The following is a 12,232-nucleotide window of genomic DNA, read 5'->3' as shown; positions in this document are numbered from 1 at the left end:
AAAAAACATAGATTTTCATTTTTTTCTGTTATAATGCTTTCGTGCCCAAAAGCACAAAAGCATTAAAGATACATATGGGGTGTTATTTTGGATTCTCAAAAAAAGCTGACGTTTCCGTTAGCCGTCAGTTTATTTATATTCATGTTAGGCATCATTATTTCTTGCTTATTCTTTCTTCATACAGAACCGCATATCCCGCTGTTTCTATGTGTTGTCATGCTTTCAGCAGCTGGTTTATGGTTCGGTTTTTCCTGGAAGAGCCTCGAAACAGGGATTGTAGAGGGGTTCAAAAACGGCGTACAGCCGATTATTGTTCTGGCCCTGATCGGGATCTTAATCGGAGCTTGGATGTACAGCGGCGCAATACCGTCCGTGACCGTTTACGCCCTGTCCTTTATTGAGCCAAGCCATCTTCTGTTGACAGCTCTGTTTTCATGCATGATCATCAGCACACTTGTCGGCTCAAGCCTGACAACTGTAAGCACGATCGGGGTAGCGCTGATCGGCGTGGCAAGCGCGGCCGGCGTTCCGCTTGAATGGACGGCAGGCGCAGTCATATGCGGCGCTTGTTTCGGCGATAAAATGTCGCCGATGTCGGACACAACCAATTTTGCCGCAGGCATAGGTGAAATACCGATCTTTGAACACATTCGCCATATGATGGGCACGACTATTCCGGCCTTGCTCATCACCGTCGTTCTGTTTTACTTTCTCGGTTTATCCGTGTCAGCAGAGGCTGCTTCAACCGATGATATTCACCGTGTCATAACCGGAATCAAGGATGCGGCAAACGTGACACCGTGGGCCCTTCTTTCCCCGCTTTTAGTCGTTTTGCTTGCGATTAAGCGGGTGTCTGTGATCCCCGTTCTGACTGTCGGAATTATTTCCGCGGGAATATTGACTGCTATATTTGTACCTGACAGCAGCCTTCAGGCATTTATGACCGCTTTACAAAATGGCACATCGTTCGAAACAGACAATGAGGCCGCCGCTAAAATTATCAACAGAGGCGGACTGCAATCTATGATGGGCTCAGTCTCTCTCATTATGATTGCTTTTGCACTCGGCGGATTAATGGAGAAAATCGGATTGATTTCTGCCCTATTGGAAGGCGTCATGAAGGGCATCCGCTCAAAAGGCCGCCTTATTGCGGCAACTGTCGGCTCAAGCATCGGTGTCAATCTGGCAACCGGTGAACAGTATTTATCGATATTAATACCGGGACAATCATTTAAATCCTTATACGACAAGCAAAATATCCAGCGGAAATTTCTGACCAGATCATTAGAGGACGGCGGGACATTAATTAATCCGTTGATCCCTTGGGGCGTCAGCGGCGCTTTTATGGCGAGCGCTCTCGGGGTTCCCGTCATTGACTATATCCCGTTTACTTTTTTCCTCTATATATCACCGATGATCTCCATTTTAATTGGATTTGTTAAAAAATAAAAAGAGTCCGCTTGCAAAGCGGACTCTTTTTTATGCTTTATTATGAGATGCTTGCTGCCTGCTGAATGCTTTCTTGAAAAGCTGCCTGAAGCTGTTTTGTCACCGGCCCGGGTTTACCGCTTCCGACCGATTCTCCATCAAGGGTCACGACAGGAATAATTTCTGCCGTCGTTGACGAAATAAAGATCTCTTCCGCCTGTCTCAGTTCTTCCTCACTGACAGGCTTCTCTTCAAGCTTGATCCCATTCCTTTCAATCAATCCTAAAATATTCATTCGTGTAATTCCATTGAGAATGAGCCGATTAGCCGGATGTGTTCGCACCGTTCCGTTGATAACAGCATAAACGTTAGAAGATGTACCTTCCGTAACAATGCCTTCTCTTAACAAAATAGCCTCAAACGCTCCCGCTTCAGAGGCTTTTTGCTTCGTCATGACATTATACAGTAAATTCAGACTTTTGATGTCGCATCTCAGCCAGCGAAGGTCTTCATCTGTAATAGCCGCCACGCCGAATGCCTGCTCCTGCTCGGGCTTTTTCACAGCAAACGTATAAGCAGTAGTCTGCGGCTCAAGCCCGGCTTCATACTGGTGTTTTCGCGGCGCCACACCCCGTGTTGTCTGAATGTACACCGCTCCCTCACCGACCGCATTCTCCTGTACAAGCTTTTGGAGGTCCCATTCAAGGTCTTCTATACTAAAGGGCAGTGACATTCCGATTTCAGCCGCACTTCTGAAAAAACGCTCCGCATGCTCGCGCAAACCGAACAATACCCCTTTGTACACTCTGATAACCTCATAGATACCGTCACCAAACTGATATCCGCGATCCTCCAAATCGATCGACGCTTCGCTGCGTTCGATCAGCTGGCCGTTGACTAAAACCTTCATAAAAACACTCCCTTTTTCGAGATGTCCCTGATGTTTTTCTGGCTGTCATTGTCACTTATTCTACCATATCGGACCGGAAGGAGATTATTTTTTCCTTAAAATCTGATATTTCGACAAGTTTTTTATGTTCTTTCCAGTTTTATTCCTGTATACTTGACTGGTAATACATAGGTTGTAAACATATGGCATCTTCATAAACTGCCTGCTGTACAGCGATATGTAGAGATTTTATGCCAATGGAGAGATTGTTATGCGACAAACGAGAGGAGACGTGTCTCCTTCTGCAGTTTCGCTTGCTTTTAAATTTGCAAGTTTAGCAGTTTTATGTGTGCTGCTTTTGCTTATGGTGATTTTAGGTTATTCCAACAGCTCATCGAAAGCAAAAGAAGTCACGATCACAACAAACGGGCAGCTTCGAGACGAGAAGGAAAGCCTTAAGCTGAAAAACGACTCCCCCGATCTGCTGATGAAACATCTGCAGACAGAACGGAACATGGGAGATAAGACGGTTTACTTAACCTTCGATGACGGCCCGTCAGCCTACACAAACCGCCTGCTCGACGTACTGAAACGCGCTGATGTAAAAGCGACATTCTTCATGCTGTCACCGCGGATGAACGAATTCAAGCAAGCTTTGAAAAGGGCAGAAAAGGAAGGCCACGCTCTCGGCTTACACGGCGTCACCCACAATAACAAATTGTTCTATCAAACACCGACGTCCCCGTTAAAAGAAATGCAGGAGGCGCGTGACACGCTGCAAGACATTACAGGATATAAAACAGATCTTGTCAGAACGCCATACGGGAGCAAGCCGTCATTGACCCCCTCACAAATCCGCAATCTTGAAAAAGACGGTTTTGTATACTGGGATTGGACGATTGACAGCATGGACTGGAAATACCGGAATTCAAAATATGTGACGGCAGTATTACAGCAGCTCGAGAATATGGAACACAGCCATTCAAACCGGCCGTATGTGATTCTCATGCATGATCTACCCGCTACCGTAAACGCGCTGCCGGCATTAATCAATAAACTAAAAGAAAAGGGCTATTCCTTCGGAGTGTTAGAGGACACAATGGTTCCTGTTCATGAATAAAAAAGTGAGGCGCTTACGTGCGGCCTCACTTTTTTATTCCTAAGCTCAGGGCAAACTCCCCAATTTTTTGATGGATAACCAGATCAAACAAGCTGTCGCAATACGTCGGCTCAAGGTTAATGATGACTTTCTTCATGCCGGGAATGCGGCTTGCATCCTCAGGCACAAATCTGGCGGGAGCCACTTCCAGAGACGTGCCGATAACCAATAAAAGATCAGCTTGATCCAGCTTTTCATAAAGGGTGTCAAAGTGTAAGACGGCATCGCCAAAGAGAACAACATCGGTTTTTAATACCGTCCCGCAACGGTCACCATTTTTTCCGGACGCCGTACACTCCGGCACCTCCCGCTCCAGCAAATGCGGGAGTTCATATCGGGCGCCGCACGCCGGACAAGCTGCTGTTTGGATAGAGCCGTGCAGTTCGTACACATGTCTGCTCCCGGCTTTTTTATGAAGACCGTCAATGTTTTGCGTGAAAATATCGACCTGCTTTCCCTGTTTCTCCAGCTCAGCTAAAAGCAAGTGTCCTTCATTCGGTTCAAAGCTGCCGCTCATTTTCATTTGGAACAATTCTTTAAATTTGGGCCAGAACAAACGCGGATGGCTTAAAAAATAATCAAGGCTCATCGCTTCCATTCTTGAGGCATCCTCCGTCCAAATACCTCCGGCTGAACGAAAGTCCGGAATGCCTGATTCTGTGCTCATTCCCGCTCCAGTTAGCACGACAATTCGCTGCGCTTCATTTAGAATATCGCTGAATGATTCCAACTCAACACCGCCTTTTTTCTCTTATTTTACCACGAAAAAGACTCCGCCTCTGTTAGACGATAGTCCTTCCCTCTCAAACCCGCTCCTTTTCCTCTTTATTGAGATTGACTTGAAATGGGTCGTTTTCGTGCTTTTGCTTTACAACAACCATTTGGCCGGGATATGCAAACTGGACACCTTCTGCACCGAGAATGTCAATGATTTTATAGTTGATGTCCTCTCTAATATTGAGATTTTCAGCCCAAACTGTTGTTTTTGTATAGAAGTTGAAAAATAAATTGTAATAGCTGTCGGCAAACGTATCAAAGTTGACCATGATCGTTTCATTATCAACGCCCTCATGCTCCAAGAGCATGGTTCTGAGAGAATGAATGGATCGTTCAAGGTTCTCAATTGGCGTAGCGTAGGACACATGAATGGAAAACGTAATCTGGCGTTTGGTCATTCTTGTCCAGTTCGTGATCGCTTCCATCGACAGCGTAGAGTTCGGCACCGTTACAAGCGCCCCCTGCGCTGTTCTGAATCTCGTGCTTCTGAAGGTAATATCCTCGACTGAGCCGGTTACCGCCGACGTCTCCACCCAATCGCCGATGGTAAACGGCTTTTCAGTAATAATAATGATACCGCCGAAGAAGTTGCTGATGGTATCCTTCGCTGCAAGCGCAAAAGCCAGTCCGCCAAGGCCAAGACCCGCTACAAATCCGTTGACATCATAATTGAATTCCTGAGCGATCACACTGACACTGAGCGCAATGATCACAAAACGGAGCAATTTGGATAAAAACGGCGCCAGAATATCATCCATGTCCAGCTCAAAGCGCTGATTCACCTTATGGAAAATAAACGAAGACGCTGCGGTCAAATTACAGAGTCCCCAGCACAAAAGCGCTACAATCAGCGAGCGGTATATTTTGCTGATGAGAGGCATTTGCGCGTCTAAAAACGGTGAATACCGGATTGCTAAAAACAGTCCCAAGGCAACAAAAAACCATCTGGCCGGCTTGTCAAACGCTAAAACCACTTGTTTGAAAATTTCTGTTTTCGGACGGTTTGTCAAATTAAAAAGCAACTGAAAGAAATATCTTGTAAACAGTTTTCTAAGTATAAGAAACACCAGCAAAATCGCCAAGCTGATGCCGATTTGTATAATTTTATCAAGCGTGAAATATTGCTGCAGATAATCTGGCATGACAGTCTCCCTTCTATCTAATCGAATGTAATACTAAAAGATTCGTTCAGGTGCTCTTCTAAATGTCTTTTGGCAGCACAAAACCCCGGCGTTTCGCCGGGGCCATTTTTCAATTCATTTATTCAGCCAGATTCAATAGGGACAGTCACTTACTTTTTTTCGTTTGTGTCTGATCAAGGAGAGTTGCTTTTTGCATTTCAGCATCCGTTTCGGCTTTAATTCTTTCCTCCACTCTGATTCTCCCTTTACCCATGATCTCGCCTCCTTTTTTGCTATTATAAAGGAACAGAATGTTTTGTGAACATGTCGAAAGACCTAATTTCTTGACGAAATATGTTCTGGAGCGCTGAGTGTCTTTTTTTAGTTATACGCATTCCCCAGCCCGTACGATTCCATGTGGCAGAAAAAATTCACCTGTTTGTATCGCGGCGCATATATGGATTTGATACAATAACAGAAATGCCCATACGAGGAGCTGACTGAGCTTGTACATCATTGCCCATCGCGGAGCATCCGGCTACGCTCCGGAAAATACGCTGGCCGCTTTTGAAATGGCGGCGAAAATGAATGCAGATATGATCGAACTGGATGTCCAGCTTACAAAAGACAGAGAGATTGTTGTGATACACGATGACAGGGTTGACCGAACAACAAACGGATCGGGCTTTGTTAAGGATTTTACATTGGAGGAATTACAGAAACTTGATGCCGGAAGCTGGTACGGCCCCGCTTTTCAGGGAGAGCGTATTCCAACCTTGGAAGCGGTGCTTAAGCGATATCACAAAAAAATCGGTTTTTTAATTGAATTAAAAGGCCATCCATCTCAAGTCGGAATTGAAGAAGAAGTGGGACAGCTGTTAGGGAAATTTTCTTTTTCTATCAACAATATTGTCCAATCCTTTCAGTTTCGCTCCGTCCAGAGGTTTCACGAGCTTTATCCATCGATTCCGACAGCCGTCATTACAAGGCCCAATTTTGGCATGCTGTCCAGAAATCAGCTGAAAGCCTGTCAATCTATCGCAAACTATGTCAATATCAAATACACTCGTCTCAACCGGCCGATGATCGCATCCGCCCATAAAAACGGCTTAAAAGTTTTTGCATGGACTGTCAAGAATCAAAAGACCGCAGCTAAATTACAAGCTATGGGAGTGGACGGCATCGTAACAGACTACCCGGATTTCATCATAAAGGATGGCAAACATGAAAGGATATAGCGCGGTTTTTCTCGGAGGCGCGCTTGGCGCCTGTCTCCGATACGGATTAAACATATGGATACACACCGATCAGTTTCCGGCAGCAACCTGGCTGGAAAACGCGGCAGGCAGCCTTCTATTAGGGATTCTGACCGGATTTTTTATGATCAGGGCAAAAAAGCCTCTGCTTTCAGCTTTTTTAGGCACCGGCTTTTGCGGCGGCTTTACAACAATGTCCACATTTTCAAAAGAAACAGTGATGCTTATGCAAGCACAATCCTCACTGGCTGTTTTATATATGACAGTCTCATTGATATCAGGAATCTGTCTTGCGCTGATTGGCGTTTTAGCGGGACAGCGCATAGCAGGCATCCATCGAAGAAAGGAGCAGCCTGAATGATGACACTAGCGGGTATCTTCATAGCAGGCGGACTTGGCGCGATGCTGCGCTTCTGGCTTGGTAATGTCATAACAGCCAAAGCCAAAGGCCTCAGCCTGCCCATTGGGATATTAACAGTCAATATACTCGGAGCTCTCGGGCTTGGGATATTTACTGGGCTGCACGTTACAAATGCTTCGGCCTCCCTCATCATCAGCACGGGATTTTTCGGCGCCTTTACGACCTTTTCCACCTTCAGCGTTGAAAGTGTTCAGCTCCTGCTGGACAAACACGTAATGAAAAGCATCCTTTACATCGCCCTGACGCTTTGCGGGTCGCTTTTGGCGTTTTGGTGCGGCTGGACAATCGCAACGTAAAAAAACCTTGAGCTTATTTCTCGCTCAAGGTTGCGCTGTTCAGCATGACACGCTCGGGCAACGGCAGCGTGTGGTGCGCCGTAATTCCTGCTGTACTGCCGTCTTCTTTTATATCGATTTGCTTGATTAGTCGGCCGTCCATCTTCAGTACCGTTATCGCATATGAACCGATGCGAATCGATTCACCAGCTTCAATATCGATGTTTTCTTTCAATATCAGCCCGCCGATCGTATCGACGTCTTCTTGAATCGACGCGCCGAGAAGGCTGTTAACCTGATCGATCCGAACTTTGCCATCCATCACATAATGGCGGTCGCCAAGCTTTTGGATCAACGGCTGTTCATCTTCATCAAATTCATCTCTGATCTCGCCGACAATTTCCTCAAGAATATCCTCTGTCGTCACAAGTCCAGAGGTTCCTCCGTACTCATCAGACAATATGGCCATATGAATGCGTTCGCGCTGCATTTTGATCAGCAAATCATGGACCGGGATGGTTTCCATCACTTCGATTACCGGCCGGACATACGGGTGGATCGTCATCTTCATTCGTTCCTCTTCTGTCATAAACAGCAAATCTGAAAACAGATGCTTCGTATTGACCAGACCGATGACACTGTCTTTGTCCCCGTCAGTGACAGGCCAGCGCGTGTATTTTTCCTTCAGCATGACTTCAAGCATCTCCGCCATCGTCATCTCTGTTGACACAGCCGCCATTTCCTTCCGCGGTATCATAATTTCTTTGGCGATCCGATTATCAAATTCAAAAATCTTATTCACATATTTATATTCAGACGGATTAATCTCTCCGTTTTTTAAACTCTCAGACAGCAGCATTCTGAGTTCTTCCTCAGAATGGGACCCGCCATGTTCTGACGCAGGCTTTAAACCGAACATGCCGCATAAAAGCCGCGCCGATCCATTGAGGATCCAAATAAATGGAAACAGGAGCAAATAGAATAAACGCAAAGGACCGGCTATCAGCAAGGTCAGCTGTTCTGCCTTTTGAATCGCGACCGTTTTCGGGGCCAGCTCGCCTACAACAACGTGCAGGAACGTGATCAAGCCGTACGCGACCGCAAAAGAGACCGCATGAGAAACCGATTCCGGCAGGCCGAGCAGTTCAAACAAAGGATGCAGCAGCCGTTCAAATGCCGGTTCCCCCAGCACGCCAAGCCCGATTGATGTCAATGTAATGCCCAGCTGGGATGCAGATAAATATTCATCCAAATCTGTAATGACACGCTTTGCGAGTATCGCCCGTTTGTTTCCTTCTGTTATAAGCTGATCAATTCTCGATCTCCTTACTCTAACAATTGCAAACTCGCTTGCAACGAAAAAAGCGGTTAAAGCAATGAGCACGCCAATTAAAATCAGACTGTCAATATCGTCCATTTAACCTTATCCCCTCATTAAAGGATAAGGAGTCACCTCCTGATATCATCATTTTTCCTTAACATTGAGGTACGCGGTGTATTGTTGCCTAAGCTGAGGGCCCCATCATACCACCTCCAAGTCAAAGTTCGATTATAAATTGTATATTTTATTGTAACACAACTCATTCCAAAAATTGATTTTTGATTTTTAATTTTTAGACTTTTATCACGGAGCGGATGGATTGGAAAAGGAGAGGTGAATATAAAAAAAGAAAACAGCATTCTAGCCGTTTTCTTTTTCTTTGCTTTCCTAAGCAAAATCTTTATATAAGGATACGAAAATATCCCGAGAATTTTTAATCTGCTCGATCGGCACACTGAAGGATAAACGGAAATGCCCCTTCATTCCAAAACCGCTGCTCGGCACGATTAATAATTTGTATTTTTGGGCGGCGTGCACGCAAAAAGCGACTTCATCTTCTATCGGCGATTTCGGAAAAACGAAGAAGCCCCCCTTCGGCATTTCAAATTCAAAACCGGCTTCCTTTAAAATGCCGACCATTAAATTCCTGCGCTCTTTATAAGCGCTTGCGTCTACTCTTAAATCATCCATTCTTGCCACAGCCCGCTGCATCATGACAGGCGCATTCACAAATCCAAGCGTTCGATTACAATACACAAAAGCGTTGATTAAAAGGCCGGCATCCGGCATCTTGCCGTCCAACCCGATATACCCGAGCCGCTCCCCGGCTATCCCGAGATCCTTACTGAATGAACTCGCCAAAATCACCCGATGATATGATTGAAACGGATTTGCCAATTCCTCATCATAGATTAATTGACTGTACGGTTCATCAAACAGCACATAAATCGTCTGACCGCTCTTCTCTTCTACTTCTTTTAATAAAGCCCCTAAATCATCGATATTTTTCTGGCTGAGAACAGTGCCTGTCGGGTTATGAGGTGTATTGAGGATCAGCCCTTTCGTTTTTGGAGTGATCGATTGCCTTACCGCTTCAATATCAATCTCGAACCGGGACGTCAACGGGCAGCTGACAGCCTTGCCCCCGTAGTTCTCAATATACAATTTATACTCGGCAAAATAAGGTGCGAGAATGATAACCTCTTCACCCGGGTTTATGATACTTTTTAACGCGACATTCAAGGCACCGCCAGCACCCACTGTCATGACGATGCGTTCCGCCGAGAACTCCGCTTCAAAACGGGTCGCCAGAAATTGCGCGACTTTTTCTCTCGCTGCAGGAAGTCCTTGGTTTTGTATGTATCCGTGATGACCTTTTTCAGCTTCCTCTATTAACGCTCTCTTAAAAGCTTCAGGCGGTTCCACAATCGGGTTGCCTAGTGAAAAATCAAACACCTGGTCATCTCCGAACTCTTTCTTCAGCCTTGCGCCTTCATCAAACAGCTTGCGGATCCATGATCCTTTATGTAAGTTTTCTTCAATTTCCCGCGATAATCCTGCCAATGTCATCTGTCCCTTCCGCATATAAAATTTGAAAATTCTTTCTTTCTATGTTACTTGAATCAGTTTGCGAATTCCACACCTTCCAATTTTCGTATAAAAAACAATAAACTTGTGCAAGACACCGTTCATATATTAAACTATTCTCATAACTATAACGTGATGGTTGGGAGGGATTTAGATGGGGCTGAGACTTATCGCATCAGTGAACTAGCGGCACTTGCCGGAGTAACGAAACGGACAGTTGACTATTATACGAATCTCGGTCTGCTTACGCCGGCCAGATCCTGTTCGAATTACCGTTACTACGACAAATATGCACTCAAACGGCTTATATTTATTGTAGATTGCAAGAAGCAGCGATTGGCCCTGTCCGATATTAAAGATCGACTGGAGAACCAGTTTCCCTCTTCAGCTGAAAATCATGATGAAATTGGAAATCTGGCATTAGAAATTGATCATATGAATCAAAACATCTCCGGAATCTTGCATCGGTTTGAACGGCTTGAGCCCGAGGATCGTGACAAGCTGAAAAGCAAGCTCACACCTGAAAAGCTCGCCGTGCTCCAATCATTTATGCTGCTGTTAAGTTAAAACTATTTTATTTAACAGGAGGTGTTACCTTCATTCTCATTGCTAGAGTGAAGGTTCTAATTGGACATAGTGAATTTGATTTTAGTCGCTGTTTTAATCGCCCTGACGGCATTTTTCGTAGCATCTGAGTTTGCCATTATCAGAATCAGAGGCTCACGGATCGATCAGCTGATTGCGGAAGGAAATAAAGCAGCAATAGCCGTAAAAAAAGTGACCACGCATCTTGATGAATATTTATCGGCGTGTCAGCTCGGAATTACATTGACTTCCATCGGATTAGGGGTTTTAGGTGAATCAACGATTGAAAGGCTGCTTCACCCGCTTTTCGTACAATTGAACGTTCCAGGATCCATTTCACATGTGATATCGTTTATTTTTGCGTATGCTATTATCACGTTCCTGCACGTCGTTGTCGGAGAACTTGCACCTAAGACATTCGCTATCCAAAAGGCGGAATCCGTGTCTATGCTGTTTGCGAAACCGCTGATTTGGTTTTACCGCATCATGTTCCCGTTCATCTGGCTTTTGAACAATTCCGCACGGTTATTGACAAAAGCATTTGGTCTGGAGAGCGTTTCAGAAAACGAACTCGCTCACTCTGAAGAAGAGCTGCGAATTATTCTTTCTGAAAGCTATAAAAGCGGTGAAATTAACCAGTCAGAGTTTAAATATGTGAATAAAATCTTTGAATTTGACGACAGGCTCGCGAAAGAAATTATGATTCCGCGGACCGAAATTGTCAGCCTTCCGCATGATATCAAAATTTCTGAAATGATGGAGATCATTCAGATTGAAAAATATACCCGCTACCCTGTGGAAGAGGGCGATAAGGATAATATTATCGGGGTTATTAATATTAAAGAAGTGCTGACCGCCTGCATCAGCGGCGAGGTATCAGTTGATTCCACGATTTCACAATTCGTCAACCCGATCATTCACGTCATTGAATCTGCGCCGATCCAAGATCTGCTTGTCAAAATGCAAAAAGACAGGGTCCACATGGCCATCCTGTCTGATGAATACGGCGGTACTGCCGGGCTTGTGACGGTTGAAGACATCATCGAAGAGATCGTTGGCGAAATTCGCGATGAGTTTGATATTGATGAAATTAACGAAATCCGCAAAATCGCCGAAGGCCATTATATTCTTGACGGAAAAGTGTTAATCGACCAAGTCAACGACCTGCTCGGCATTCACTTAGAGAACGAAGAAGTCGATACAATCGGCGGCTGGTTCCTTACCCAAAAATACGATGTGGAAAAAAACGATTCTATCATCGAAGAAGGCTGCGAATTCATCATTAACGAAATCGACGGCCACCATGTCGCTTATATTGAAGTGAAAAAACTTCAAGAAGAAGAACTTCTGGAAGCTGCTGAACAGCAGGAAGCATAATAAAAAAGCACCTTTTACAAGGACTGACCCCCGTTT

At 45.1% G+C, this 12,232-nt stretch carries 13 protein-coding genes; 7 read left to right on the top strand and 6 right to left on the bottom strand.

Going from position 1 to position 12,232, the window contains the following annotated elements:
* The first annotated feature begins 87 nt into the window (after positions 1-87).
* Positions 88-1,449 carry a Na+/H+ antiporter NhaC gene (gene nhaC / locus G4P54_RS05160; protein WP_167871984.1) on the top strand — a complete coding sequence of 454 codons (1,362 nt, stop codon included), beginning with the start codon at positions 88-90 and terminating at the stop codon, positions 1,447-1,449.
* Between the two features lie 40 nt (positions 1,450-1,489).
* Here the strand turns inward: nhaC and dat are convergent, their stop codons facing one another.
* Positions 1,490-2,338 carry a D-amino-acid transaminase gene (gene dat / locus G4P54_RS05155; protein ID WP_024712857.1) on the bottom strand — a complete coding sequence of 283 codons (849 nt, stop codon included), beginning with the start codon at positions 2,336-2,338 and terminating at the stop codon, positions 1,490-1,492.
* A 250-nt stretch (positions 2,339-2,588) separates the two neighbouring features.
* Between dat and G4P54_RS05150 the strand changes: the two genes are divergently transcribed.
* The gene (locus tag G4P54_RS05150; protein ID WP_167871983.1) at positions 2,589-3,437 is read left to right on the top strand and encodes a polysaccharide deacetylase family protein; all 849 of its coding nucleotides are present in this window, start codon (positions 2,589-2,591) and stop codon (positions 3,435-3,437) included.
* A 25-nt stretch (positions 3,438-3,462) separates the two neighbouring features.
* On the opposite strand, the gene srtN is transcribed toward G4P54_RS05150, so the two are convergent.
* The 3 genes from srtN to G4P54_RS05135 all read right to left on the bottom strand — a co-directional run bounded on the left by srtN (position 3,463) and on the right by G4P54_RS05135 (position 5,648).
* Positions 3,463-4,206, bottom strand: a complete 744-nt coding sequence (gene srtN, locus G4P54_RS05145) for a sirtuin NAD-dependent deacetylase (protein ID WP_167871982.1) — start codon at positions 4,204-4,206, stop codon at positions 3,463-3,465.
* Positions 4,207-4,279: 73 nt separating this feature from the next.
* On the bottom strand, positions 4,280-5,395 hold the full coding sequence (gene mscY, locus G4P54_RS05140; protein WP_167871981.1) for a small-conductance mechanosensitive channel protein MscY: 1,116 nt from the start codon (positions 5,393-5,395) through the stop codon (positions 4,280-4,282).
* Positions 5,396-5,540: 145 nt separating this feature from the next.
* Positions 5,541-5,648, bottom strand: coding sequence for a YhdX family protein (locus tag G4P54_RS05135; protein ID WP_003224203.1), 108 nt, complete (start codon positions 5,646-5,648; stop codon positions 5,541-5,543).
* 232 nt (positions 5,649-5,880) lie between these two features.
* On the opposite strand from G4P54_RS05135, the gene G4P54_RS05130 reads away from it, so the two are divergent.
* From G4P54_RS05130 to crcB, 3 genes are read left to right on the top strand one after another with little or no spacing between them, the layout of a single operon-like run.
* Positions 5,881-6,612 (top strand): glycerophosphodiester phosphodiesterase, encoded by a 732-nt coding sequence (locus G4P54_RS05130; RefSeq protein ID WP_167871980.1) that lies wholly within the window; start codon positions 5,881-5,883, stop codon positions 6,610-6,612.
* Positions 6,599-6,991 (top strand): fluoride efflux transporter FluC, encoded by a 393-nt coding sequence (locus tag G4P54_RS05125; RefSeq protein ID WP_167871979.1) that lies wholly within the window; start codon positions 6,599-6,601, stop codon positions 6,989-6,991. Before G4P54_RS05130 ends, G4P54_RS05125 begins: the two co-directional genes overlap by 14 nt.
* Complete coding sequence (gene crcB, locus G4P54_RS05120) at positions 6,991-7,347, top strand: fluoride efflux transporter CrcB (RefSeq protein ID WP_167873826.1); 357 nt, start codon at positions 6,991-6,993, stop codon at positions 7,345-7,347. The genes G4P54_RS05125 and crcB overlap by 1 nt, the downstream gene beginning before the upstream one ends.
* Positions 7,348-7,360: 13 nt before the next feature.
* On the opposite strand, the gene G4P54_RS05115 is transcribed toward crcB, so the two are convergent.
* Positions 7,361-8,743, bottom strand: coding sequence for a hemolysin family protein (locus G4P54_RS05115; RefSeq protein ID WP_167871978.1), 1,383 nt, complete (start codon positions 8,741-8,743; stop codon positions 7,361-7,363).
* Positions 8,744-9,034: 291 nt separating this feature from the next.
* Complete coding sequence (locus G4P54_RS05110; protein ID WP_167871977.1) at positions 9,035-10,216, bottom strand: pyridoxal phosphate-dependent aminotransferase; 1,182 nt, start codon at positions 10,214-10,216, stop codon at positions 9,035-9,037.
* Positions 10,217-10,369: 153 nt separating this feature from the next.
* On the opposite strand from G4P54_RS05110, the gene cueR reads away from it, so the two are divergent.
* Positions 10,370-10,801: a Cu(I)-responsive transcriptional regulator gene (gene cueR / locus G4P54_RS05105; protein WP_032681536.1), complete on the top strand. Its 432-nt coding sequence runs from the start codon at positions 10,370-10,372 to the stop codon at positions 10,799-10,801.
* Between the two features lie 60 nt (positions 10,802-10,861).
* Positions 10,862-12,196, top strand: coding sequence for a hemolysin family protein (locus tag G4P54_RS05100; RefSeq protein WP_024712847.1), 1,335 nt, complete (start codon positions 10,862-10,864; stop codon positions 12,194-12,196).
* Positions 12,197-12,232: the final 36 nt, after the last annotated feature.

Source organism: Bacillus tequilensis (genome assembly GCF_012225885.1).
Classification (GTDB): Bacteria; Bacillota; Bacilli; order Bacillales; family Bacillaceae; genus Bacillus; species Bacillus tequilensis.
The sequence above is the reverse complement of the archived record's forward strand: the minus strand, read 5'-3'. Positions and strand labels throughout refer to the sequence as shown.